This is a genomic window from Desulfovibrio sp. OH1186_COT-070, from assembly GCF_003860215.1.
Taxonomy (GTDB): Bacteria; Desulfobacterota; Desulfovibrionia; order Desulfovibrionales; family Desulfovibrionaceae; genus Desulfovibrio.
This window is the reverse complement of record NZ_RQYH01000019.1, coordinates 1-23,604: the sequence shown is the minus strand read 5'-3', so window position 1 is coordinate 23,604 and position 23,604 is coordinate 1. Positions and strand designations below refer to the sequence as shown.

Sequence of the window (23,604 nt, the reverse complement as noted above, 5' to 3'; positions counted from 1 at the left end):
CTGCGTTGTCTGTTTTTGCGGTCATTCCGTCCGGAAAATACGCACGATGTCGTTCCAGGTGGCCAGCAGCATGAGCGCCGCCAGCAGAACCAGTCCCACGCGCATGGCGTACTCCTGCACCCGCAGGTTGAGGGGACGGCGGAAAAGCATTTCCCAGAGGCAGAAAACGATCTGGCCGCCGTCCAGCACGGGAATGGGCAGCAGGTTCAGGATGCCCAGATTGATGCTGATGAGTGCGGCAAGGGCCAGCACGCCGGACACGCCCTCCTGTGCCTGTTTGCCCACCATCTGCATGATCATGATGGGCCCGCCCACCTGATCCAGAGGCACAACCCGTTCGGCCAGTTTGACAAAGCTTTGCCAGGTCAGGGAAAGCATGTCCCCGGTATGGGTCAGGGCAGCTGAGGCGGCATCGAGAAAACCGTGTTCTTCCATGCGCGTGGCACCGCTGTTGCGCACACCTATGAGCCAGGCGGTTTCTTCCTCACCGAAAATGGTTTTGCGCGTGGCGCGTTCCGGCGTCAGTTCCAGATTCAGAATCACAGGGGGTGCGCCTTCTCCGGCGTCTTTGGCCGGACGGGACAAGACAAGGGCCAAGCGTTTGCCCTCTCCTCTGGCAATGGCATCGGACATGGCCTGCCAGTTTGCCACGCTTTGCCCGTCAACGCTCAGGACGGTATCTCCGGCCAGAATGCCGGCTTTTTCCGCCGGGCTGCCGGGCGTGACGCCACCCACCTGCGGCAGGAGCACGGGGGTGCCCCAGCCCAGTGCCAGCACCCAGCAGAGCAGCCAGGCCAGAAGAATATTGGCCGCCGGACCGGCGGAGGCGACCAGCAGACGCTGCCAGGCCGGGCGCAGGGCAAAGCTTTCCTCCCTGGTGAAACCGTCGGGAATGGCTTCGGGTTCGCTTTCGCCCACAAGAGCCACATAGCCCCCCAGGGGAATCAGGGAGAGGGCGTATTCTGTTTTTCCTTTTCGGGTGGTGAGGATTTTCGGGCCGAAGCCTAGGGAAAAGGTGACCACACCCATGCCCAGGCTGCGGGCGGCCACAAAATGCCCCAGTTCATGAAAAAAGATGAGGCCGCCCAGAACAAGGGTTACGGCAAGGACTGTGGTCAGCACGAGGAACCTCCTTGGCCTGCGAGCGCAAAAACGCGTTCGCGGCTCAGGCTGTCAAGATGTTGGATGCGTTGGGCAACGGAAGCGGCCTCTGCCTCCAGAGAGGGCAAGGAAGGTGGCGGGTGGCTGGTGTCTCCGGAGGGAGCAATCTCGCCGGACAGGGCAAAAGGCTGTTGGTCCGGATGGGCCGCCCGGTGCGCGTTCATGGCGGTTTCGATGAATTGGGGGATGTCCGTGAAGGAGCAGCAGCCGGAAAGAAAAAGCTCCACCGCAGCCTCGTTGGCCGCATTGAGCACAACGCACAGCCCGTGCCGCTGGAGCAGGGCGCGCTTGGCCAGACCGAGGCAGGCGAAGGTTTCCGCATCCGGCAGGGAAAAGGTCAGAGGCGCGGCGGTGAGATCCAGTGGCGGCACGCTGACCGGGGCGCAACGGGGCCAGAGCAGGCAGGCGGCAATGGGCAGCCGCATGTCGGGCGTTCCCAGTTGGGCCAGTTGCCCGCCGTCGGAAAACTCTACCAGCGAGTGGATCACGGACTGCGGGTGGATCAGCACACGGATGCGTTCGGGCGCAAGGCCGTAGAGGTGGAAAGCCTCGATGACCTCCAGTCCCTTGTTCATGAGGGTGGCCGAATCAATGCTGATCTTGGCGCCCATGTTCCAGTTGGGATGCCTGAGGGCCTGCTGGGGACGCACCGTCCGCAGGTCCTGGCCCGACCAGCCGAGAAAGGGGCCGCCGGAGGCCGTCAGGATGATGCTGCGCACTTCCTGCCCGCGTCCGGCAAGGCACTGGAAAACGGCATTGTGCTCCGAGTCCACGGGCAGAATGGCTGCGCCGGTGCGGGCGCAGACGCTGCGTATCAGATCGCCCGCCAGTACCAGAGATTCCTTGTTGGCCAGGCAGATGACCTTGCCGGCCAGTGCCGCGGCCAACGTGCCGGACAAACCGGCTGCGCCGACCTGGGCGGACAATACGGTGGAGGCCTCCGGCAGGGAGGCCAGCGTGGCATAGCCCTCGCTCCCGGTCAGGATTTTGGGCTTGTATCCGGCGGGCAGCAGGGCGGCGAGCTTGCGGGCCGCACTGTCGTCAAGCACGGCAAGCCAGGGAGGGCGCCACTGTGCGGCCTGCCGGGCCAGCCTTTCCACATTGCGGGCGCAGGCAAAACCCACCATGCGGAAAGACTCGGGATGGTCGGCGGCCACGGCCAGGGCACTGCGTCCGATGGAGCCGGTGGAGCCCAGCAGAACAAGGCTGCGGGGCCAGGTTTCGCACCAGTCCCTGGACGGAGCGCCGGAAATGTAGTGTACGGAAGGGCCGCCCAGACCCGGCCAGAGTTGCGCCATGACGCGTCCTGTGCTTGTGGTGAAAATGCCCGCGCCGCCAGCCGGAAAATCCGCAAAAGCGGATTTTTTGCCCGAAAAGCGTCGTCAGGCTCTTTGCCCGGAGGGCGCGCTCAAAAGAAGAAAAACCATTGATCCACAACAGCCACCATGGGCATGGCGAACAGCAGGCTGTCGGCTCTGTCCAGAATACCGCCGTGCCCCGGCAGCAAATTTCCGGAATCCTTGATATTGACCGAGCGCTTGAGGGCTGATTCAAACAGATCGCCCACCTGGGCGAAAGCATTGACGGCTATGCCCAGCAGGGCAAAAGAGAACCAGCCCGTCTTGCCGTAGATTTCGCCGTAGACGGCGCAGAAAAGCACACAGGCCACCAGGCTGCCCACCGCGCCCTCGGAGCTTTTGTTGGGGCTGACGCGCGGCCAGAGCTTGTGGTGCCCGAAGCGGGTTCCCACAAAATAGGCGGCAGTGTCCGAAATGGCCACGGCGGCAATGACAAAGATGAGCTTTGTGGTGGAAAGGTAGGTGGCGGGCAGCAGCAGCAGGGGAATATAGGCCAGCCCCGCCATGAATATCCCGCTGGCGGCAAAGGCATTGTCGTCTTCAATCACGTCCCAGCGAAAAAGAAAACTCATGGACGCCAGCACAAAGCCCGCGCCGAGGCAGACCAGGGCGTCCTGCGGGCGGTGGATCCAGGTGAGGTAGAGCATGCCCCAGCCAAGAAGGATGGCGCAGATGCGGCTGGGAATACGGCCTCGTGGCCCCCAGAACAGAGAATAGAACTCCCACAGGCCCAGAGCGGAAACCAGCAGGATCATCACCAGCAGCGGCAGCCCCCTGATCCAGAGCACCAGCAGCAGCAGGGCTGCCAGGGCCAGACCCGTGGCAATGCGGCGCAGGTCAATGACGTTACGGGCGGGGGTGATGGGCATCCGTTTGCTCCTGTGTTTTGCCGAAGCGGCGGGACCGCGTGGCATAGTCGTCCAGGGCCAGTTGCAACTGTGCCTCGTCAAAGTCGGGCCAGAGCACGGGCGAGAAATGCAGTTCGCTGTATGCGCACTGGTAGAGCAAAAAATTGCTCAGGCGCAGTTCGCCGCTGGTGCGGACAAGCAAGTCCGGGTCCGGCTGCCCCGTGGTGTAGAGGCGGGCGGCCAGGCTTTGCTCGGTAATATCTTCCGGGCGCGCGCCTTCGGCCAGAAAAGAGCGGACCGCACGCACCAGTTCGGCGCGTCCGCCGTAGTTGAGCGCCAGATTGAGGGTCATCTCGCGCCCGGCTTCCGTGCTCCGCATGGCGCGGCGCAGGGCCGTGCGCTGGGGCAGGGGCAGGCCCTCCACATCGCCCAGCACCTTGAGGGCAATACCCTGCTGCACCATGCGGGGAACTTCCTGTCCCAGAAAGTCCAGCAGCAGGCCGAACAGGGCGCTGATTTCCTTTGGGGGGCGATTCCAGTTCTCGCTGGAAAACGTGTACAGGCTCAGATGCCGTATGCCCAAGACGCGGCATCTGGTCACGATCCGGCGGACGGCTTCCGCGCCCGCCCTGTGGCCCGCCTCTCTGGGCAGGCCCCTGGCCTGCGCCCAGCGGCCGTTGCCGTCCATGATGACGGCAAGATGCACGGGCAGGATACGGGGTGGATTGGTCATATGCACAGCCTGAACGCGGAGCCGATCACAGCTCCATGATTTCCTTTTCCTTGGCGGTGCATTTCTTGTCCGTCTCGGCCACAAATCTGTCGGTCAGTTTTTGCACATCGTCCGTGCCCTTTTTCTGCTCGTCCTCGGTGATGGCCTTGTCTTTTTCCAGCTTTTTCAGGCTGTCGTTGGCATCGCGGCGCACGTTGCGCACGGCCACCTTGCAGTCTTCGGTGTACTTGCGGGCCACCTTGACCAGTTCCTTGCGGCGTTCTTCGGTCAGGGGGGGCATGACGATGCGGATGATCTTTCCGTCATTGACCGGGGTCAGCCCCAGATCGGACTTGAGAATGGCCTTTTCCACCGCGGCAAAGCCGCCCTTGTCCCAGGGCTGGATGGTCAGGGTGCGGCTGTCGGGCACTGACACGGAGGCCATCTGGCTGATGGGTGTGGGGGTGCCGTAATAGTCGGCCTTGATGCCGTCCACAAGGGCAGTGGAGGCGCGGCCGGTGCGCAGTTTGGAAAAGTCGCGGTCCAGGGAGGCAAGGGCTTTTTCCATGCGGTCTTCCGCATCCAGAAGAATGCTCTCCGTATCCATATGTTTTCTCCTTGGCAGGGTCAGCCGTGAACGATGGTTCCCACAGGTTCGCCCTGGATGACGCGGCGAATGTCGCCGCCGAGCATGCGGCAGACAATGATGGGCACGTTGTTGTCGCGCACCAGGGCAAAGGCCGTGGCGTCCATGACGCCCAGGTGGCGGGCCAGAGTCTCGTCATAGCTGATGCTGTCGAATTTTTGCGCGTCCTGATGCTTGGCCGGATCCTTGTCGTAGATGCCGTCCACCTTGGTGGCCTTGATAATGGCTTCGCACTTCAGTTCCATGCCACGCAGGGCGGCCGTGGTGTCTGTGGTGAAATAGGGATTGCCCGTTCCGGCGGCGCAAATGACCACACGCCCCTTTTCCATATGGCGCAGGGCGCGGCGGCGGACAAAAGGCTCGCAGACTTCCTGCATGGTGATGGCCGAAAGCACGCGCGTGGGGTAGCCCTGTTTTTCCAGCATGTCCTGTACGGCCAGCGCATTGAGAACAGTGGCCAGCATGCCCATATAGTCCGCCGAGGAACGTTCCATGCCTTTGGCCGAGCCGGAAAGACCGCGAAAAATATTGCCGCCGCCAATGACCAGGGCCATCTGCACGCCCATCTGCAGGACGGAGCCGATTTCGGTGCAGATGGTGGCCACGGTTTCGGGGTCGATGCCGGTCTTGTTGCTCCCGGCGAGAGCTTCGCCGCTCAGTTTGAGCAGCACACGACGGTATTTGATGTCTGACATGGGGCCGCCTGTGGCGCGAAAAGTTGGTCGGCAAGACGCCAGAAACACATTGGATCGGGCTGCGGCAGGGACCGGCCTTGGCCGTCCGCCCCGCAAGCGTCATGGTCATAGCAGAAAATGCGCCCGGCTCAAAGCCTTTTTCCGCGAGCCTGTCCGCATGCCTGCCGGGGAAAGGGCCATTCTTCCACGCAAAAAGAGAGGCTCTGCCCCATTTCGGACAGAGCGGCGCGTGTTTCGGCTTCGTGCTGGGGAGAAAAAATGACCTTGAGCAGGGCTGTGCGCGGCTCAAGGACCGTGAAATAGCCCAGATTTTCATAGGCTTCAAACAGAAAGCGGAAAAATCCCGTGTCTGCCGGGGCCAGCCGCACCAGCAGGCAGGCGCTTTGGGGGGCAGGCGGGGGCAGGGGCGGCGTCCGGAAGCGGCGGCGAAGCGCGGGGGGGCAAGTGGTGTCCGGCATCAGTACAGTCCTGTCTGGCGGGCCAGAACCACAAGTCCGAGGCCGAAGGCAATGGTCAGAAAATAGTTCCGTTTCCAGAAGGCCAGAGCCAGAGAAGGCACGGCGACCACAAGAAACAGGTTGGACGGCCCGGCATTGAAGCTGCCCCCGTAAAAGAAAATGTCCGGCCCCACCAGAGCAGCCATGACGGCCACCGGCACAAAGGACAGCCAGTGGCGCAGAACGGGCGGCAGGCTGTCGCCCCTGAGGAGGGTCATGGGCAGAACCTTGGGCAACTGGGTGACCAGAACGCAGCCCAGAAGGCAGAGAAGCAGCGCGGGGTCAAGGACGGAGGCGGGCGCGGTCATGGCCGGGCCTCCCCGCCCGGAGCGGGATTCTTTTTGCCGCCGCGCAAAAGAAGCCATGTGCCCAGGCTGGCGCCCAGCACAGTGGCCAGGGCGATGTTCCACTGGCTCATGCCGAGTCCGCGCAGGGCAACCGCCAGGGTGGCGGTGAACAGGGCCACAATCACGTGCAGGCGGCTCGTACACTGGGGGGCCAGCAGGGCCAGAAACATGGCGGTGAGGGCATAGTCCAGGCCCAGGGGCTTCACGTCGCTGACCAGTTCGCCGCAGAAGGCTCCGATGGCGCTGCCTCCGACCCAGCCCAGCTGGGCTGTGTGGTTGCAGACAAAAAGGGTGGTCAGGCTGCGCCGCCAGCCCTGCTGGAAGGCCGTAACGTGCACGGCGAACGTTTCGTCGGTGAGGCCCAGGCCCAGCAGAAAGCGTTGCGCGCGCGGCAGACCGGCCATCCAGGGGGACTGGGCGGCGGACTGGAGCAGATAGCGCAGGTTGACAATGCCGACAGCGGCAATGATGGACAGAATGCCCGCGCCCGCACCCCACATGGCGGCAAAAACAAACTGCCCTGATCCGGAGAACATGAGCACGGACATGGCCACGGTCAGTCCGGGAGGAATGTTGTTTTTGACAGCCAGTACGCCGAAGGCAAAACCCACGGGCAGATAGCCCAGCACAATGGGAACGGCGCGGCGCAGACCCTCACCCCACGGCGAGGGAGAAAATGCGGGCATGGGTATCTCGGAAAGTCAGGCGTTGCCTGTCCGGGGGGGAAGGGACGCGGCCGATCCGGCGCTGACGCGAAAAATCTGGACAGTGAATTCTTTTTCGGCGCTGCACAGGGAGCAGCCGTCGGTGACCAGCAGGCAGGAGGAATCCAGCTCCAGCGCGTCAATGCCCGCCATATTCATGATCCGGGTGGCTTTGCCCGGCTCCCACATGACAGGCGCGCCGCAACGGGCGCATTCCACAAAAAGCATTTCGGGGTCATAGCCTCCGGGCGCGGGAACGCCGCGCAGGGGTTGCGTGATGGTCAGCATGCTTTCCCGCATAGGGGGCCTCCTGCCGTGACAATGTCCGTATCCGAAGATAAACCCTTGTGGGGTTTCGTCAAGTCCCTGCCCGCGTTCCCCGCGCTTGCCATACGCAGACGGCGTGCGTACAGTGCGGCATGAGCGAAAAATATCGTCACATACGCCTGCTCCCGCCGGAACTGCGCAACCAGATCGCGGCCGGAGAGGTGGTGGAGCGCCCGGCCAGCGTGCTCAAGGAACTGGTGGAAAACAGCCTTGATGCCGGTGCCGGGCAGATAGATGTGTGCCTGGAAAACGGAGGGCAGAGCCTCATCAGCGTGCAGGACGACGGATCGGGCGTGGCCCCCGAAGAACTGGAACTGGCCGTCACGCGTCACGCCACCAGCAAGATTGCCAGCATGGCGGACCTTGAGCGCATCCGTTCCTACGGCTTTCGCGGCGAGGCCCTGCCGAGCATCGCTTCAGTGTCGCGTTTTGCCATGACCTCGGCGGTGGTTGGCGCTGACGGGCAGCCCCGCGCCCAACGGGTGGTTGTGGAGCACGGCCGTCTTGTGTCTTCGGCTCCGGCGGCCCTGCACCGGGGCACCCTTGTGGAGGTGCGTGACCTTTTTTCCAACATTCCGGCACGCCTGAAATTTCTGAAAACGCCCGCCACGGAATTCAAGCGCGCCCAGGACTGGCTGGGGCGTTTGGCCCTGGCCCGTTCCCGAGTGGGTCTGACCCTCGCTTCCGGCCAGAGGGAGGTGCTGTGTTTTTTGCCGGGGCAGAGTCTGGCGCAACGTCTGGGCCAGCTCTGGCCCCGGCTGGTAGTGGAGGCTCTGCGGCCTTTTGACGGCCAGAGGCACGGCATCCGCGCCCACGGGCTGGCCGCCCTCCCCACGGTCAGTCAGCCGCGCGGCGACCGCATCCTTTTTTATGTCAACGGGCGTTCCGTGACGGACAAGGGTTTGCTGGCCGCAGTGCGCGATGCCTACAAGGGGCGTTTGACCAGCCGCGATTTTCCGCAGGTGGTGCTTTTTGTGGAACTGGATCCGGCAGAGGTGGACGTGAACGTGCACCCGGCCAAGAGCGAAGTGCGCTTTCGCGATACGTCCGCCGTATTTTCCGCTGTGTCGCGGATTCTGCGGGAAACTCTGGACGCCGCGTCCGCGGTTTTTGTTTCGCCGGTTCCGGGCAGGGAGGCTCCCCGGCCGCAGGGTTTTTGGGGACGGCTGGACAATCCCCCCCTTGTGGAGCGGCGGGAAGAGGCGGAGCCTGAAGCGGAGGACTGGGAAATTGTCCCCGGTGGGCGTGCGTGTGGGCAGAAGGCCCGGCCGGAAGACGGGGCAGAGAGCGTTCCGGGATTTTTTGCACCGGGAACGGACGTTGGGCCAGCTGCCAGAATGGACAGTGGGGCAGGCACTGGGCCAGAAGGTAGTGGGGCGGGCACCGGGCGGGGGCTGAGCCCGGCAGCGGGAACAGGCAGTACGGTGGAAGAGATTTTGCCCGCGCGGGAAAGTTTTCGTGATGCGGGAGTGCTCTTCCCCGAAGCCGGGAACAGCGGGCCGGAATGGATGCTGGCCGAACCGGCGGCGCCCTACGGCTTTGGCGAGGAGAATGCGGCGGCGTCCGCTCCCCTGCCCGCGCCCGCAAGCCGCGAAGCTTTGCGCATCGGCCCGCTGGAATATCTCGGGCAGGTGGCCCAAACCTATCTTGTGCTGCGTGACGGGGCGGGCGCGCTTCTGCTGCTGGACCAGCACGCGGCCCACGAGCGGGTCTTGTACCAGCGGCTGCGGCAGGGGGGATTTTCCGGCTCCGGGCAACTGCTGGCCCTGCCGCTGGACTTGTCCCTGCACCCGGCGGAAACCGAGCGCTTCTTTGCCCTGCGGCACCATCTTGAAGCCCTGGGCTTTGCGCTGGAAAGTACGGCAACCGGATTGCGGGTGAGCGGCACGCCGTCCCTGCTCTCCCGCGCCGAGGCCAGGGATTTTTTGCGGGAGGCTTTGGCCGGGCGCAGGGATGACCTGACGGAAATGTTTGTTTCCATGGCCTGCAAGGGGGCCATCAAGGCCGGGCAGCGCCTCACTCCCGACGAGGCTGCGGGGCTGGTGCAGCAGTGGCTGGCCACCCCTTCGCGGGAGCATTGCCCGCACGGCCGCCCCTGCGTCCTGCGTTGGGATGCGGCGGATCTGGAAAAGCTTTTCAAGCGCCGTCAGTAGGCTTCACGACAGTGTGGTATGTGTTCCGCCGTTTTTCCGGAGCGCACGGGCAACCTGTTTTTCCACCTCGTTCTGCCAGAGCCAGTTCAGGCCGAGGCAGAGCAGCAGGGATTCCAGCAGAAAGAAAAATATCCACTGGAGATGGCGCTCCTGTCCGGCAGGGCGCTCCTGTGCAAGCCACTTCCGGGCCAGCCTGTTCTGTTCCGCAGGCGTGATCTGGGCCAGTGCCGTGGAGATCACGCTGAACAGCTCCGGCTGGTCCTTGCGCACGGCAACGGCATGCCCGTAGGCGGAATCCACCTTTCCGGCAGACTGTATCTGCAAAATGCCGCCCGTCTGTATTTTTTCCAGCAGGTTGAATTCATAGTCAATAACAGCGTCCGCCTGCCCGGCGGCGACCTGTTGCAGAGCGCCCAGCGTGTCGGCCACGGGCACGGCGATGATTTCCGGGTGAAACTCGCGCAAAAAGTCGTGCCATGAGTAATTGTTGACCACGGCCACTTTTTTGCCCTTGAGATCCGCAAGACCTGCTGTGTCCAGACCGCTGCCCCGCCGTGTCATGATGATGCCCGGCATATTGATATAGGGTTCTGTGAACAACATGTATTCGCTGCGTCGTCCGGTTTTTGCCGCAGCCATGAAGACGTCAATGTGTTTCTGGCGTGCCAGTTCTTCCGTGCTGGCCCAGTCTGTCATCCTGCGCGCCCGGAAATCAAGGCCGGTCATTTTGCCCAGCAGGCGCAGGTAATCTCCGCCAAGCCCGGTGTATCTTCCCCGTTCATCAAACATTTCCAGAGGATAAAAATCGGGGTCCGCCCCAACGGTAACAACGGGATGCTCGGCAATCCAGGCCAGTTCCGCAGGGGAAATTTTGTCCAGTACGGATTTTTTCCGCTCCATCAGGGTGTCCACCACATCGGTTCTGTCGGCAAAGGCATCGGGAAAAAACGCCCTTGCCCCCAGAACGACCTGTATGACGATAATGCACAGGCCGAGGGAAAGTGTGAGCAGTAGACGCATATGGCTCTCCGCTGTTTCGGGCAGGGCGCGCGGCATCAGGGTCGGAGCATGCAACGCGCGAAGCCGCGATGGCGCCCTTGGGGCGGCTGAGTATTTTGGGGTCACATCACGGGATGCGACCGTGGCAATGCAAAAAACACATGGGCAGGCATTTTGCCTTCGTCCGGCAGTGCGTGGCAAGGCGGCAAGCGGCATTGTCCGTGATTTTCATGGCGCGGATGAAGGGGGCGTTGTCTCTTTCGCGGCCTCCCTGAACAGCACCGGATAGTCGCTTTTTCCAAACAGCAGATAGCGCAGACGGGCATGGGGAAGGTGCAGCAGCTCCTTGCTCCTGTTCAGGAAAAACAGTCCTCCCAGGCCCACCCAGATGAAGAGCATGATCCACGATGGAACGCTGATGGTTGCCGGAGATTCGGGAAACACCAGCAGGAAAAAGCAGACGACGGATGTGCCCGCGCCCACCAGGCAGACGGGTTTGCCCCAGCGCGCTTCGGGAAGGCCGGGATTTTGGGCCAGATACTTGAAAGCGGTCAGGCTGGTATACAGGTAGGCCAAGGCTGTGCCGATGGCCGACATGTCCACAATCCAGATCAGGGCGGCGCGGCCGAACCACGGTACGAGAAGGCAGAGAGCCAGAGTAAAGGCCACGCTCTTCCAGGGCGTGTTGTAGCGGGGATGGACGGAGGCAAAGAAGTCGGGCAGGAACTTGCTGCGCCCCATACTGAAAAGCAGGCGGGTGGTGGCCATGAAAAAGCCGTTCATGCCCGTCAGGATGCCCGCCAGCACCGGCACGGCCAGCGCCACGCCGCCCCAGCGTCCGAAAATCTGATCCGCCACCCAGCCGGTGGCCCAGGCATGGTTTTGGGCCAGCAATTCCTTGTAGGGGATGATCCCGGCCACACAAAGGGTCACAAGTGCGTAGATGACGGCACCGCAGAGAATGGAAAAAAGCATCAGGTCCCGTGCCTTGTGCGGGGAAAAGGTAAATTCTTCTGCTGTCTGCGGTATGGTGTCAAAGCCCACATAGAGCCACGGTGTCAGGGCCAGAACCATCAGCACGCAGGCCAACGGAGAACGTTCTTCCGCAAAAAGCGGCTCAAGATTGCCCCAGGCAGAGGTATCCGCCTGGACAGTGCCGACTGTCAACACCAGCACGCCGAGAGCCAGGGCAAAGGCCAGAAAAACCTGGAGGCTGCTGGCAGCGCTCATGCCCCGGAAGTTCATCCAGCCGAAGAGCAGCAGCACTGCGGAAACAAAGGCCAGCTCTCCGGTGTTGATGTTCCATCCGGCAATGGTATAGAGGTAGCCCACGTCAAAAACGCCGGGCAGGAGATAGCGCGTCAGCAAAATCATGGCCATGGCATTGGCCGCAATAACACAGATGTAGCTGAGGACCAGCGCCCAGCCGCAGACAAAGGCTCCCCTGGTGCCGAAACCCGCATACGCGTAAGCAAAGGCGCCGCCGGCCACGGGATAGGGCTTGATCAGAAAACTGTAGTTCAGCGCCACGATGCACTGGAACAGCGCCCCGACAAAAAAGGCGATGACGGTACCGAGAGGCCCGGCATCAGGCAGAAACCGTATCCCCGGCAGGACAAAGCACCCCCATCCGACAATGGCTCCCAGAGCCAGGGCCAGCACCTCCACAGGGCGAAGGGTTTTTTCAAGCTCCTCACGCACCTCGTCGTGAGAGTGCCTTTTTGTGTCACCCATGTACTCCTCCTGTGCGTTGTCCGGATTGGGGGCAAGGCGCCGCTGCGGCGTCTTTTTTCGTGCATCGGGCCGGGGGGCTGCTGTGCGGGCGGCCGGTGCGGTCCCTGTGCGCGGCATTTTTTTTCGCTATCTGTCAGCAATGCTTGTGCCAAATCGAACATATCGGAGTATTTTGCATGGAGGCAGCGATTTTTGGGGGCAGATCCGCATATGCGTCCGCACCTTGGGAGAGATATGACCCGATTATGACTTGTTTTTGCGATGCACCATATTTTTGCAAGTCTGTATCGGTTTGTTTTCCGGGCCTCCTCCGCACGATTGCTCCGGAGAGAACAATCAAGCGGGGCCTGCTCTCGCAGGTCCCGCTTTTCAGATTGATGACAAACCCCGCCTTGAGAGTTTGCGTCGTCCATTTTTTCAGAAAAACAGGCTAGCTGTTTTCGCTTTCCTCAAACTTCTGCTTGAGCAGGTCGCCCAGGCTCTGCCCGGCCTCCTGCGGCCCGGAGAGGAACTCCTTGGGCTTGCGGCGTTCCTCATCGTCCTTGATCTGCTTGATGGACAGGCCCAGGCGGCGCTCCTCGGCGCTGACGTGGATGACCTTGGCCTGAATTTCCTGGCCTTCCTTGTATGTTTCGGCCGGGGTCTTGACCTTTTTTCCGGACAGTTCGGAAACATGCACAAGGCCTTCAATGCCTTCTTCCACTTCCACAAAGAGGCCGAAATCGGTGATGTTGGTCACCACGCCCTTGACGGTGCAGCCCACGGGGTAGGTGGTGGGCACATGGCCCCAGGGATCGTCCATCATCTGCTTGATGCCCAGGGTGAACTTTTCGCTTTCCTGATCAACGGTGAGCACCTTGGCCTGCACGGTGTCGCCCACCTTGTACAGTTCGTTGGGATGGCGCACCTTCTTGGTCCAGGAAATGTCCGAAACGTGGATGAGGCCGTCAATGCCGTCTTCAATGCCGATGAACATGCCGAATTCGGTGATGTTCTTGATAACGCCCTCAAGGATGGTGCCTTCAGGATACTTTTCGGCCACCAGTTCCCAGGGATTGGGGCGCACCTGCTTCATGCCGAGGCTGATGCGCTTCTTTTCGCCGTCCACGCCCAGAATGACCACTTCCACCTCGTCACCGGTGTGCACCATCTGGGAGGGGTGGCGCAGCTTGCGCGTCCAGGACATTTCGGAAATGTGCACCAGACCTTCCACTCCCGGCTCCAGTTCCACAAAGGCGCCGTAGTCCACAAGGTTGGTGACCTTGCCCGTATACTTGGCGCCTTCGGGGAAGCGCGCGGAAATGTCCTGCCAGGGGTCGGGAACCAGCTGCTTCAGACCCAGAGAGACCTTGTTGTTTTCGCGGTCAAAGGAGAGCACCTTGAGGGTCAGTTCCTGACCGATGGTGATCATTTCCTTGGGATGGCGGATGCGCTTCCAGCTCATATCCGTGATGTGCAGCAGGCCGTCGAGGCCGCCCAGGTCCACAAACACGCCGTATTCCGTAATATTTTTGGCCTTGCCCTGCACGATCTGGTCTTCGGCCAGCGTGCGCAGCAGATCCTGACGTTTGGAGTCGCGCTCCTCTTCCAGAAGGACGCGGCGCGACACAATGACGTTGCTGCGGCGGCGGTTGATCTTGAGCACGCGGAACTCGAACTCCTGGCTGACCAGGGCGTCCATGTCCGGCACGGGGCGCAGATCCACATGCGAACCGGGCAGAAAAGCCTCCACCCCGCCGATGTCCACCGTGTAGCCGCCCTTGATGCGGCGCACGATGTGGCCCTTGATGACCTTGTTGCCTTCCTGCACGTCTTCCAACTGGTCAAAGACCTGCATGCGCTTGGCTTTTTCAAAGGAAAGGGTGATGGTCCCGTCATTCTCGTTCTTGCGCACAACGTAGACGTCCACCTTGTCGCCCACCTTGACGGTGATGTTGCCGGCGGGATCGCGGAATTCCGCAGCGGGGATCTGCCCCTCTGACTTGAAATTCACGTCCACCAGAACATGGTCGTCATCCACGCGGACGATTTCTCCCTTGGTGATGGAGCCTTCTTCAAGGTCGCCGAAGTCGGGATTGAGATAATTTTCAAGGGCACTTTCAAAATTGATGTCGTTTTCGTGCCCGGTTTCCATACCTGCCATAGTGTCCTGCCTCCAAACATGATTTCCCCGTGATGCCGGGAAGTCCGCTCTCATAGCAACTTTTTGCCGAAAGAACAAGACAAAATCCGCCCGGCTCACAGATTGACTTTTGCCCGTGCCTGAGGTTTGCTGCACATGGTTCTGGATCAGCCATCGCCGCCTGCGGGGCAAAGCGGGCGGCGGGCCGACAGCGGGGAATTCTGTGCAAACCAGAAACAGTCGCGCTGCGGTAAGAGGGGACAAGGCTTCCTCGCTCCGCCCCGGGGCGGAGTGCGACAACCAGTCGCGCAAGCGGTGAAGGTGAAAGCCAAGGCGCGGAGCATGCGCTCCCACAGCCCTCCAGTCCGAATACCCGCGAACCGTATCTTCAACCTGTCAACGCGCTATTGGGGAGGTTGCCGTGTTCCGTTTTTCCGTACCTGTTTTTTGGCAAAAATGTGTTCTTGTTCTGCTGCTGGCGGCATTTTTCGTGCCAGCACCTTCGTTCGCCGCCGCAGGCAAGGAAGGTATTCTGCTGGTGGCCTTTGGCACCAGCGTGCCCGAGGCGCGGCCGGCCATGGACGCCGTGAGCGCGAGCTTTCGGGAGGCTTTTCCCGGCAGCCCTGTGGTCTGGGCCTATACATCGCAGATCATCCGCAAAAAACTTGCCGCCGAGGGCAGGCCTGTGGGCAGCATCAGCGAGGGCCTGAACCGGCTGGCCAAAGACGGCGCCAAAACAGTGCGGGTTCAGTCCCTGCACATGATGGCCGGTGAGGAGTTTGCCGCACTGGAACGGGCTGTGCTCGTGTACCTGCAAAAGCATCCGGGCCGCTTTGCGGCGGTATACCTTGGGCGGCCCATGCTGGAATCGCGCGCGGATGCGGAGGAACTGGCCGGGGCCATTTTTGCGGAAACCGCGCCCCTGCGCGCCGACGGCGCGGCTCTCGTGCTCATGGGGCACGGTCAGGAACACGGGCGCGGCGATCTGGTTTTTGAAGGCGTACGGTCGGTGTTGCAGAGCAAGGATCAGAACGTCTTTCTGGCAACCGTGGAAGGGGCGCGCACCCTGGACGAACTGCTGGCCGAGCTTGCCGGAGCCGGGGCAAAGAAGGCAGTTCTTGCGCCGCTCATGCTGGTGGCGGGAGACCATGCCCGCAACGACATGGCCGGTGACGAGGAAGATTCCTGGACTTCCCGGCTGACGGCCGCCGGTCTTTCCGTGCGCAGCCACCTCAAGGGGCTGGGCGAGATGGCTGGCGCGCGGGCCATTCTGGTGCGCCATGCCAGGGAAAGCACGGACGATCTGACCAGGGAACCCAGAAAGCCGTAAGGGATTTTTTTCGGGACGCCCCACAGCTTTTGGGGGGGCGTCCCGAAATCCTTACCCCTGCGGGGCTTATGTTCTTTTGTCCACAATCCGCCGGGATTTGCTGAAGGTGCGGGGCAGGGCCGCATAGTCCGTCACGCTGACGCTGATGCGGGCCATGAGGCTCTTGTGCAGGCGTTCTTCCAGAGTGCGGGCAAGGCCTGCGTCAATGCCGCTGCTCTGGTTTTCCGCGCGTTCCACGGTCAGGGTCATGTGGTCCAGCGAGCGTTCGTCGCGGCTCAGTTCCACCTGGTATTCGCCGCCCAGTTCGGGAAAGAGGGCAATGGCCTCCACGATCTGGCCCGGATAGATGTTGACCCCGCGGTAGACGATCATGTCGTCGGAGCGGCCGAGAATGCGGTCGTGCCGGGGCATGTTCAGGCCGCAGGCGCACTGGCCGGGGAGAATCCGGGAAAGATCGTGGGTGCGGTAGCGCAGCAGGGGCGTGGCTTCCTTGCGCAGGCTGGTGACGACCATTTCGCCCACTTCGCCGTCCGGCACGGGCTGCAGAGTGTCGGGATCAAGCACTTCAATAAGGAAAAGGTCTCCCCAGTAGTGCAGGCCCGTGTGGTGCGGGCAGTCAATGGCTGTGCCCGGGCCGTACATTTCTGTCATGCCCGCAATGTCAAAACAGCCGTCAAGGCCCAGTTTGTCTTCAATGGTCTGGCGCATTTTCTCGCTGCGGGTTTCCGAACCGCAGACCATGCGCCGCAGGCGGATCTTTTGGCGCAGGCCCGCGCGCTCCACTTCTTCGGCCAGCAACAGGGCCATGGACGCTGTGGCGGTGAAGCCCGTGGCTCCCAGGTCCTGCAAAAGCTGAAGGTGTGTGTCCAGATTGCCCGGCCCCACGGGCACGGTCAGCATGCCCAGCCGCTCGCTGCCGGCCTGAAAGCCCGCCCCCGCCGTCCACAGGCCGTAACCCACGGCCACCTGCATGCGGTCGTCAGGGGTAAAGCCCGCCAGTTCGTAACAACGGGCGATCTGCAGGCTGAGCATGTCTACATCGCGTTGGGTATAGGCCAGGATTTTTTTCTTGCCCGTGGTGCCGCTGGAGGCATGGATGCGCACAACTTCGCGCGGCGGAACGCACAAAAGGGGCAGAGGATAGCCCTGGCGCAGGTCATCGGCATCCACAGTGGGCAGGCGGCGCAGATCGTCAATGCTGGCAATGTCTTCGGGGCGCGCGCCGCAGGCTTCCAGCTTTGCGCGGTACTGCGGGGACTTCCATGCCTGATGCACGGTATGGCGCAGGCCGTCCGTCTGGATGCGCAGAAGATCGTCATCGGTCAGGTGCGGGATGAAACGGTATTGCATGTCACCTCCTCGCTGTGCGGCAACGGAATGCCGTGCCCGCGCGGTCTGCTCCTGCCGTGTTTTGCAGTGGGGAAAAACAGGAACTTCCAACTATGGGGAATTTTTCTGCGGGAGGCAAGCCCGAAACTCCGCAGCAACGCCGCCGTTTCCGGTGTGTGGCGCCCTTTGTCCCCGCTGTTGACAGGCCGTGGCTTCTTGGCTATGAACACCACTTGTTCTGGCGGCAAAAGCCTGCCGGAAACACAGCGGAGAGGTGTCCGAGCCGGCCGAAGGAGCTCGCCTGCTAAGCGAGTATACGGGCTTAAACCTGTATCGAGGGTTCAAATCCCTCCCTCTCCGCCAGAAATTTTGTTCCGGAAACGTCGTTCACGAAGAACGGCCGAAAATCATTGCGACAATGATTTTCGGCCGTTCTTCGTATGCCAGGGGAAATTACATTGCGAGCGGACGCAACACGGCCACCTCTGTAATCTCCCCATTTGTGGTTTCACGCAAAAGCAGAGCCTGTGCCGCCTGTTTCAGGGACAAAAACGGCATCCTGCTTTGGGCAGGAGGGAGTGTCGGGGGCCGCGTTGGGGGCCGCTGCCGGGGAGCGGGGGCGCAGTTTGCGGTTTTGCAGCCTGTGCAGCACAAATTCGGCGGGTTTGGCGTCCGGCGGGACGGCCTCCAGGGGAAATTCCGCGCGGGCCAGTGTGCGGTGCCCGCCCGCCTTGCCCACATCGTAAAAGCAGGCATCGGCCAGGCGTCCGATATCGCGCCCGCCGTCGCCGCGAAAGATCACCACCACGGTCCTGCCCACAATGCCGCTGACGGCGATCCACTTGAGCCCGTGCACCCGTGTGAAGAAATCCGCCACAGACACCAGCAGATCCGCGCTTCTGACTTCGTTGAGGGAGGCGTGCGCGCCGGAGCCGCGGCAGTCCGTGAGCGAACGGAAGGCGCGCGAAAACAGGGGCAGCCACTCCCGCAAATACTCGCTGCGCACGATGCGCCGCAGAAGGCCGGTGTCCGCATGGCGTGAAAGCCATTGGTAGGCGCGCAGATCGCTTTCGCTGCCGGAGCGTTCAAAAGTCGCCGTATCGGTGCGGATGCCGTAGAGCAGGGCTGTTGCCAGGCGCGGCCCCGGCCGCATACGCAGGGCCTGCAGGTATTGGGTCAGGATGGTGCTGGCCGCGCCCACGCCGGAGCGCACATCAAAAAAGTCCGCGGTGTTTGCGGGAGGCGTGTCCGCAGGCAGGGGATGATGGTCTATAATGCAACTGAAGGCAATGTCCTGAAAGGCGGTGTTGTGGCCGGGTTGCGAATCCACAATGGCAAAGCGGTGGTATTGTCCGGCTTTTTCCGGCTGCCAGGGGCGGACGGGAATGCCCAGATAGCGGATCATGGCCAGATTGTCTGGGCGTGTTACCTCATTGATGCGCATGATGTCCACAGAGCGGACTTTGGGCAGCATGATGCGCTTGAGAGCCAGCGCAGAGGCCAGGGCATCGGGGTCGGCATTGATCATGATGCACCAGCGGTCTTCCCGGTTCAGGGTTTGCCGCCATTGCTTCATGACTGCCTTGCGTTCCGTTGTATCCGGCATGGTGTGTCCTTGTGGCCGCGCTTCAGCACCGTGGCGTGTCTGGCCGGGCCAGAGCGGCCAGAACGGGCAGAGAGGCGAACAGCCCTTCCTGCTGAAAAATTTCCAGAAGATGAACGGCTGTTGCGGGCAGTCTGCGCATGACGGCGGCCGCTGTCTGCCGCTGGACGGGGGTCAGTTCCGTGAGGGGCAGATGCTGGTCGCGTGCGCCCGGGGCGCTCCAGTGGGCCAGCGCGGCATCCTCCACCAGCGGTGAAGCCAGCAGGTTCTCTTGACCATAGCCCAGGAGGTGCCCCACGTCCAGACACAAGCCCAGCCCGTGCTCCCGCAGAAAGTTCTCGCCCAGGCAGGCCACATCGCAGTGCCCCACGTTTTCCAGCAGCAGGGGCACGGACGTGTGCGCGCGCCAGTGCTCCTGAAAATCCGCCAGCAGAGCCCGCTGCCCGGCCACATTGCCTTGGGGGGGGTGGAGCACGGCCAGATGGGGGCGCAGGTGGGCGGCCTTGTTCATCACGGCCAGAGCCAGAGCGGCCGCCCCGCGCGCGGGGGAGGCGGCTTTGGCGGCACGCGCTGGCCAGGGCAGATCCACCGGCAGGTGCACATGCCAGCGCAGGGGCAAAAGGGCATGCTCGCGGGGCAGGTCGCGCTGCGTATATTCCAGGCAGGAGCGTGTTTCAAAAAAGCAGAGGCCCACCTCATCCACCTTTCCGGCCAGAAATGCGGCATTGTCCGCCACCGGGGCGGGCAACACGCAGGAGGGCGCCGCCAGCCGCCCCGCCAGCGGATGCGCGCTGCAAGGAGCACCGGAGCACGGAGAAGGCGGCGCAGTGTGCGTCACGGACTTTGCTCCTGCCGCGTTGCTGCGGCAAAGTCCTGCGGAGAGATGTCGGCGCAGCGGCGTTCCAGAGAGCGGAAAAGGCGGGTCATCTCCGGCTGTTCCAAGTCCGGTGGAGAAGCATTGCAGGGGCAGAGGCGGGCGTGGAGATCCTGAGCCAGGCGCGCAAAGCTGCCCGGCGGGGCCGGAGCAGCCTTGTGCCCCCCGTCAGCCTGATGGTGGCAAAGGCCCGCATCCAGAAAGGAGGAACAGTACACGTCTTCCTCTTTCCTGTTCACGGGGCGGCAAAGGGCTGTGCCCAGGCGGCGCAACTCCTGTGCGGGAGCGCGCAGCAGGGCCTCGTAGCTGACCAGAGTCCGCTGCAATCCGGCGCTGCCCGTGACCGCGCCCAGCGTATGCGCCAGCCACAGGGCGTGGCTGTGCTCGGCGCTCATGCCGTCGCGCTGTTGCAGGGAGCGGGCGACGCTGTCGGGGTGGCGCAGGCAGATCAGACAGTGGACGTGCGCCCCCGCAGCTGCGAGTACCGGCCGCCAGAAAGGCATGAGCACGCTCATGCGCGGGTCCTTGAGGCCCAGCAGGGGCCGGGCGGCCAGCTTGTGGCGCAGAAGCTCCAGAGCCTGCGCCCCCCGAACCCCGCCAGCCAGAGGCAGCAGTTCTTCCGCCGCCGGTATGGGGAGGCTGTGCCAGCGCCGCCCCGTATCCGCCAGCAGGGCCTTGTTGAAGGCGTAGAGATGCCCGTCTTCAAAAAAGCCCTTGGGGTTGCAGGGGTGAGGGGGCAGCAGGTCTTCTCCCAGATCAAACCCGAGCACCTGCAGGGCGCGAACCCAGGCGCTGGTTCCGCTGCGGTGCATGCCCAGCACCAGCACCAGTTGTTGCTCCCGGATCACGGGCGTTCCCTGCTTTGGGGCGGGGCACGCCGGATCAGGCATGCTCCGCATCCTGAATCAGTTTTTTGACCGGCCAGCCGTGACGGGCTGCGGCGGCTTCGGCGTCCGCTCCGCCCAGCACGCAGATGCTGCCTCCGGACACTGCCTCTGCCAGAACATCGGCAAACTGCCGGAAGTGCCGTTCTGTGGTGCAGAGAATGCCCTCGCGCATGAGCGCGCGTTCCTCGTCCGTATCGTCGGTGAGCCAGCGCACCAGAGATTGCGCGCCTTTTGCGTCGGGCAGGAGGTGGCTGTCCAGATCTCCGATGGCCCCCACAATGGCCTGGGCAAGCTGGGCGGCATCCGGCCGGAAGGAGCGCAAAAATCCGGCCATGCCGTCAAAGGCGGCCAGGGTTTCGTCCACATTGGGGTCGCGGTAGGAGGCGCAGACCAGTGTGCCGCCCTGCCTGTCCAGATTGCAGAAGGCCCCGTATGCGCCCCCGCGCACGCGCACCTGCTCCCAGAGCCAGCCCATGCGCAGATAGCGCAGGATGACGCTGGCCGAGCCGTGGTAGGCATAGCCGAGGTCATACAGGTTTGCGGCCTTGCCCACATAATTGATCCGTGCCGGAGTCACAAGAACCTCCTGCGGGGGCAGATGCAGGGCGGTTTTGTCGGGATGCCCGGCGCTGCCGCCCCTCTGTGCGGGCAGGGCGCGCAGCAGGTTGCGGGCTTCGGCCTCGGCCGCAGCCAGGCCTTTTTCTTCGGCCGTGCAGTCAAAGACCGCGCCGGGGGAAGCCACAATGGCCGCGTGCAGGGCTTCCAGGTCTTCCAGAACAGACAGGGGCTGTGTGTCCATACGTTCCAGCAGGGCGCGGACGCTTTCCAGATAACTCAGGCCCGAGGTCTGTTCCGCCAGGGCTCCGGCCCTTGTATAACGCGCCCGCAGGCGGGTGCTGACAGCGGCATGCCCGGCGGCCTGCAAGCCGTGCTCAAGGCGCGCCTTGTCTTCCAGCAGCATGTGGCGGATGCGCTCCTGCAGAACTTTGGCGTCCCGCTGTGGTTCCAACAGCACTTCCGCCAGAAGGGCGAAAAAGTCGGGCAGCTTGTCGTACACGGCCTTGCCCGCGATGCTCAGGCAGCAGACGGCGTCCCGGCTGCCGCGTTTGGTGGCCAGGAGCATGTCTGCCCCCATGCCGCCGGTTTTGGCGGCCATGAGCGCGCCCAGTTCCGTAAAGTCGCGCCGCCGGGTTCCGGTTTCTGTGAGGGAGCGGGCAAAAATGGGCACAAGGGGCATGAGCCTGCCCGGCACAGCGTCCAGCGGCAGGAGCAGGGAGGCATAGGCAATGCCCTGGGTGGGCAGATCGTGAAAAAGGGCGTCCTGGGGCAGGTGCTTCACTGTGCGGGGGATGGGCGCGTTGTGGCGCGGCAGGTCTTCCAGCCCCAGAGCCGGAATGGTCGCCAAAGCCTCGGGACTGTCAGGGGTGGTCTGGGCCTCCTGCAGGGCTCGTGTGGCGGCTGCCATATCCGCGCGCGTCCGGCTGTCGGCAGCGGCCTGAATCTGATCCACGCGGGCTTTTTCTCCGGCTTCGCGGGCCGCGCCCAGTTGGGCATCGGGCAGCAGCACCACGGTGGCCCGGTGCGGATTGTCCAGAAACCATTCTCTGATGGCCTGCTCAAACACAGGCTCTCCGGCCTCGATGCGCGCCTTCAGGGCATTGAGGGGCTGCTCCCAGGCCAGGGGGGCCAGAGGGTCGCCGCCATAGAGCCAGGTGGACAGGGACTGAAGCATGGCCGCCAGCCCGCGGGGGAAACGCCCGGAATTGTTCTCGCGGTAGGCAAACTCCACGGTATTGACGGCAGCGTCCACCGTGGCGCGGTCAATGCCCTCCCGCGCCAGACGCGCCAGAACATCCATGATCAGGGCTTCAGCCTTGGGAACATCGTCGGGGTCCAGTCCCTTGAGCCCGGTGGAATAATACATCTGGCGCAGGTCTGTTTCCAGCCCGCAGCCCGTGGTGTCTTCTCCCAGACCGGAGGCGATGAGCTCCCTGCGCAGGGGAGAGCCGGGAAGCCCCTCAAGAATGTGCTCCAGCATTTCCATGAGCAGGGCCTGATGCACATCGCCGCGCTCGCCCAGCAGCCAGTTGAGCGTGAAGAGGGCGCGCTTTTCTCCCGGCGCGGAGGCGTAGGGTACCTGAACACGCCGGGGGGCGGACAGGCGCTTTTGCAGAGGCACGGCCGGTTCTGCCGGGCGGGGGGCATAGCCTTCCAGAGCCTGGGCCAGCAGGCGCAGGCGCTCTTCTTCGGGGTCATCGCCCCAGAAAAAGAAGCGCGCATTGCCGGGGTGGTAATAGCGGCGGTGGAACTCGCAGAAATCCTCGTAGGTCAGGTCGGGGATATGCTCCGGATTGCCGCCGGAATCCAGGCTGTAGAGCGTGTCGGGAAAAACGGCCTGCTGGCTTTGCTCGGCCAGCACCGAGTCGGGCGAGGAATACACGCCCTTCATCTCGTTGAAGACCACACCCTTGTAGGACCAGGGGCCGTCGGCGCTTTCGGCCTCCACATGCCAGCCTTCCTGCTGGAAGATGCTTTGGGTGATGCGCGGGTGAAAAACAGCGTCCAGATAAACGTCGATGAGGTTGTAAAAATCGCGCAGGTTGCAGCTTGCCACCGGATAGCATGTCTTGTCGGGAAAGGTGAAGGCATTGAGAAAGGTTTGCAGGGAGCCCTTGAGCAGTTCCACAAAGGGTTCCTTGACAGGATATTTTTTGGAGCCGCAGAGCACGGAATGTTCCAGAATGTGCGCCACGCCCGTGGAATCCGCGGGCGGCGTGGCGAAGCTGACGCCAAAGCACTTGTTTTCGTCCGTATTGCAGACGGAGAGCAATTGCGCCCCTGTGGCATCGTGCCGCCACAGAGATGCCGTGCCGTAGACCTCGCGCAGGTTCTGCTGCGCCACGAGGGTGAATCCGTGAGTATGCATCGCAAAAGTCCTTGATCGGGGCGCAGCTGCATGCGGAGCGCGCTCCGGGTGTTTTTTTGTTGTATGGCAGGAAAGCGCAATATAATGCCCCGCACCCCTTTTGAAAAGGGGCGCGGGAGAATTTCAAAGTCCGTAAAGCGGGGGCAGCAATCTGAGAGCAAATTTCGCTGCCTCTTCATTTTTCCAATGGTCTTATGTGCTACACAGGTTGTAAATCCCCCTTTGTTTTAGATAGTGTCGTCACGAGATTGAACCCCATAAAAAGATGCATCTGATCTGAATAGCGGCCAAGAATGAGGCTGTATTTTTCGCAATCGGGTCGCAATGCCGCGCCATCGCTTCAAATGGAGGA

At 62.7% G+C, this 23,604-nt stretch carries 20 protein-coding genes, 1 tRNA gene, 1 pseudogene and 1 riboswitch; of the genes and pseudogenes, 3 read left to right on the top strand and 19 right to left on the bottom strand.

The annotated features are described in order from the left end of the window. Window positions 1-21 precede the first annotated feature (21 nt). The 10 genes from rseP to EII23_RS07550 all read right to left on the bottom strand — a co-directional run bounded on the left by rseP (window position 22) and on the right by EII23_RS07550 (window position 7,268). Window positions 22-1,122: an RIP metalloprotease RseP gene (gene rseP, locus EII23_RS07595; protein ID WP_124792790.1), complete on the bottom strand. Its 1,101-nt coding sequence runs from the start codon at window positions 1,120-1,122 to the stop codon at window positions 22-24. Then, entirely contained in the window at window positions 1,116-2,459 is a 1,344-nt protein-coding gene (dxr, locus tag EII23_RS07590; RefSeq protein WP_124792789.1) for a 1-deoxy-D-xylulose-5-phosphate reductoisomerase, read from the bottom strand. The genes rseP and dxr overlap by 7 nt, the downstream gene beginning before the upstream one ends. A 110-nt stretch (window positions 2,460-2,569) precedes the next feature. Then, complete coding sequence (locus EII23_RS07585; RefSeq protein WP_124792788.1) at window positions 2,570-3,388, bottom strand: phosphatidate cytidylyltransferase; 819 nt, start codon at window positions 3,386-3,388, stop codon at window positions 2,570-2,572. Continuing rightward, window positions 3,366-4,100: a polyprenyl diphosphate synthase gene (uppS, locus tag EII23_RS07580; RefSeq protein WP_124792787.1), complete on the bottom strand. Its 735-nt coding sequence runs from the start codon at window positions 4,098-4,100 to the stop codon at window positions 3,366-3,368. Before uppS ends, EII23_RS07585 begins: the two co-directional genes overlap by 23 nt. 25 nt (window positions 4,101-4,125) lie before the next feature. Further along, window positions 4,126-4,686: a ribosome recycling factor gene (gene frr, locus EII23_RS07575; protein ID WP_124792786.1), complete on the bottom strand. Its 561-nt coding sequence runs from the start codon at window positions 4,684-4,686 to the stop codon at window positions 4,126-4,128. Window positions 4,687-4,706: 20 nt separating this feature from the next. Continuing rightward, entirely contained in the window at window positions 4,707-5,420 is a 714-nt protein-coding gene (gene pyrH, locus EII23_RS07570) for a UMP kinase (protein ID WP_124792785.1), read from the bottom strand. A gap of 128 nt (window positions 5,421-5,548) precedes the next feature. Then, window positions 5,549-5,878, bottom strand: coding sequence for a DUF4911 domain-containing protein (locus EII23_RS07565; protein WP_124792784.1), 330 nt, complete (start codon window positions 5,876-5,878; stop codon window positions 5,549-5,551). Continuing rightward, a complete protein-coding gene (locus EII23_RS07560) occupies window positions 5,878-6,225 on the bottom strand; it encodes an AzlD domain-containing protein (protein WP_124792783.1) in 348 nt (115 codons plus the stop codon). Before EII23_RS07560 ends, EII23_RS07565 begins: the two co-directional genes overlap by 1 nt. Next, window positions 6,222-6,950 (bottom strand): AzlC family ABC transporter permease, encoded by a 729-nt coding sequence (locus tag EII23_RS07555; RefSeq protein ID WP_124792782.1) that lies wholly within the window; start codon window positions 6,948-6,950, stop codon window positions 6,222-6,224. The genes EII23_RS07560 and EII23_RS07555 overlap by 4 nt, the downstream gene beginning before the upstream one ends. Before the next feature lie 15 nt (window positions 6,951-6,965). Next, window positions 6,966-7,268, bottom strand: a complete 303-nt coding sequence (locus EII23_RS07550; RefSeq protein ID WP_124792781.1) for a hypothetical protein — start codon at window positions 7,266-7,268, stop codon at window positions 6,966-6,968. Window positions 7,269-7,387: 119 nt separating this feature from the next. Here EII23_RS07550 and mutL point away from each other — a divergent pair, with 119 nt between their 5' ends. Beyond that, window positions 7,388-9,448, top strand: coding sequence for a DNA mismatch repair endonuclease MutL (gene mutL / locus EII23_RS07545; RefSeq protein WP_124792780.1), 2,061 nt, complete (start codon window positions 7,388-7,390; stop codon window positions 9,446-9,448). Between the two features lie 3 nt (window positions 9,449-9,451). On the opposite strand, the gene EII23_RS07540 is transcribed toward mutL, so the two are convergent. From EII23_RS07540 to EII23_RS07530, 3 genes are all read right to left on the bottom strand, one after another. Then, on the bottom strand, window positions 9,452-10,468 hold the full coding sequence (locus tag EII23_RS07540; protein ID WP_124792779.1) for a transporter substrate-binding domain-containing protein: 1,017 nt from the start codon (window positions 10,466-10,468) through the stop codon (window positions 9,452-9,454). A 207-nt stretch (window positions 10,469-10,675) separates the two neighbouring features. After that, window positions 10,676-12,181 carry an APC family permease gene (locus EII23_RS07535; protein WP_124792778.1) on the bottom strand — a complete coding sequence of 502 codons (1,506 nt, stop codon included), beginning with the start codon at window positions 12,179-12,181 and terminating at the stop codon, window positions 10,676-10,678. Window positions 12,182-12,611: 430 nt separating this feature from the next. Beyond that, complete coding sequence (locus EII23_RS07530) at window positions 12,612-14,324, bottom strand: 30S ribosomal protein S1 (RefSeq protein ID WP_124792777.1); 1,713 nt, start codon at window positions 14,322-14,324, stop codon at window positions 12,612-12,614. Window positions 14,325-14,460: 136 nt separating this feature from the next. Further along, window positions 14,461-14,699: riboswitch (cobalamin riboswitch) on the top strand. A gap of 25 nt (window positions 14,700-14,724) precedes the next feature. On the opposite strand from EII23_RS07530, the gene EII23_RS07525 reads away from it, so the two are divergent. Further along, window positions 14,725-15,633 (top strand): sirohydrochlorin cobaltochelatase, encoded by a 909-nt coding sequence (locus tag EII23_RS07525; protein WP_185702336.1) that lies wholly within the window; start codon window positions 14,725-14,727, stop codon window positions 15,631-15,633. 66 nt (window positions 15,634-15,699) lie between these two features. Here the strand turns inward: EII23_RS07525 and EII23_RS07520 are convergent, their stop codons facing one another. Further along, window positions 15,700-16,983, bottom strand: a complete 1,284-nt coding sequence (locus tag EII23_RS07520) for a phenylacetate--CoA ligase family protein (RefSeq protein WP_124792775.1) — start codon at window positions 16,981-16,983, stop codon at window positions 15,700-15,702. Between the two features lie 247 nt (window positions 16,984-17,230). Between EII23_RS07520 and EII23_RS07515 the strand changes: the two genes are divergently transcribed. Further along, window positions 17,231-17,325 (top strand) — tRNA-Ser (locus EII23_RS07515). Window positions 17,326-17,470: 145 nt separating this feature from the next. On the opposite strand, the gene EII23_RS07510 is transcribed toward EII23_RS07515, so the two are convergent. The 5 genes and pseudogenes from EII23_RS07510 to EII23_RS07490 all read right to left on the bottom strand — a co-directional run. Beyond that, entirely contained in the window at window positions 17,471-18,568 is a 1,098-nt protein-coding gene (locus EII23_RS07510) for a bifunctional oligoribonuclease/PAP phosphatase NrnA (protein WP_124792774.1), read from the bottom strand. Window positions 18,569-18,590: 22 nt separating this feature from the next. Further along, the gene (cbiR, locus tag EII23_RS07505) at window positions 18,591-19,403 is read right to left on the bottom strand and encodes a cobamide remodeling phosphodiesterase CbiR (protein WP_260424638.1); all 813 of its coding nucleotides are present in this window, start codon (window positions 19,401-19,403) and stop codon (window positions 18,591-18,593) included. After that, entirely contained in the window at window positions 19,400-20,329 is a 930-nt protein-coding gene (locus EII23_RS07500) for a sulfotransferase family protein (RefSeq protein WP_185702335.1), read from the bottom strand. Before EII23_RS07500 ends, cbiR begins: the two co-directional genes overlap by 4 nt. After that, complete coding sequence (locus tag EII23_RS07495) at window positions 20,322-23,252, bottom strand: insulinase family protein (protein WP_124792773.1); 2,931 nt, start codon at window positions 23,250-23,252, stop codon at window positions 20,322-20,324. Before EII23_RS07495 ends, EII23_RS07500 begins: the two co-directional genes overlap by 8 nt. Window positions 23,253-23,492: 240 nt before the next feature. Then, window positions 23,493-23,604: pseudogene (locus tag EII23_RS07490) on the bottom strand (IS5/IS1182 family transposase); the annotation flags it as partial.

What these genes read in the sequence shown, in the direction of transcription:
- EII23_RS07560 (WP_124792783.1), bottom strand. Translation starts at nt 6,225, where the DNA reads ATGACCGCGCCCGCCTCCGTCCTTGACCCCGCGCTGCTTCTCTGCCTT.
- pyrH (WP_124792785.1), bottom strand. Translation starts at nt 5,420, where the DNA reads ATGTCAGACATCAAATACCGTCGTGTGCTGCTCAAACTGAGCGGCGAA.
- EII23_RS07565 (WP_124792784.1), bottom strand. Translation starts at nt 5,878, where the DNA reads ATGCCGGACACCACTTGCCCCCCCGCGCTTCGCCGCCGCTTCCGGACG.
- EII23_RS07510 (WP_124792774.1), bottom strand. Translation starts at nt 18,568, where the DNA reads ATGCCGGATACAACGGAACGCAAGGCAGTCATGAAGCAATGGCGGCAA.
- EII23_RS07555 (WP_124792782.1), bottom strand. Translation starts at nt 6,950, where the DNA reads ATGCCCGCATTTTCTCCCTCGCCGTGGGGTGAGGGTCTGCGCCGCGCC.
- frr (WP_124792786.1), bottom strand. Translation starts at nt 4,686, where the DNA reads ATGGATACGGAGAGCATTCTTCTGGATGCGGAAGACCGCATGGAAAAA.
- EII23_RS07500 (WP_185702335.1), bottom strand. Translation starts at nt 20,329, where the DNA reads ATGCCTGATCCGGCGTGCCCCGCCCCAAAGCAGGGAACGCCCGTGATC.
- EII23_RS07550 (WP_124792781.1), bottom strand. Translation starts at nt 7,268, where the DNA reads ATGCGGGAAAGCATGCTGACCATCACGCAACCCCTGCGCGGCGTTCCC.
- EII23_RS07585 (WP_124792788.1), bottom strand. Translation starts at nt 3,388, where the DNA reads ATGCCCATCACCCCCGCCCGTAACGTCATTGACCTGCGCCGCATTGCC.
- mutL (WP_124792780.1), top strand. Translation starts at nt 7,388, where the DNA reads ATGAGCGAAAAATATCGTCACATACGCCTGCTCCCGCCGGAACTGCGC.
- EII23_RS07540 (WP_124792779.1), bottom strand. Translation starts at nt 10,468, where the DNA reads ATGCGTCTACTGCTCACACTTTCCCTCGGCCTGTGCATTATCGTCATA.
- EII23_RS07535 (WP_124792778.1), bottom strand. Translation starts at nt 12,181, where the DNA reads ATGGGTGACACAAAAAGGCACTCTCACGACGAGGTGCGTGAGGAGCTT.
- EII23_RS07520 (WP_124792775.1), bottom strand. Translation starts at nt 16,983, where the DNA reads ATGCAATACCGTTTCATCCCGCACCTGACCGATGACGATCTTCTGCGC.
- EII23_RS07495 (WP_124792773.1), bottom strand. Translation starts at nt 23,252, where the DNA reads ATGCATACTCACGGATTCACCCTCGTGGCGCAGCAGAACCTGCGCGAG.
- uppS (WP_124792787.1), bottom strand. Translation starts at nt 4,100, where the DNA reads ATGACCAATCCACCCCGTATCCTGCCCGTGCATCTTGCCGTCATCATG.
- EII23_RS07530 (WP_124792777.1), bottom strand. Translation starts at nt 14,324, where the DNA reads ATGGCAGGTATGGAAACCGGGCACGAAAACGACATCAATTTTGAAAGT.
- dxr (WP_124792789.1), bottom strand. Translation starts at nt 2,459, where the DNA reads ATGGCGCAACTCTGGCCGGGTCTGGGCGGCCCTTCCGTACACTACATT.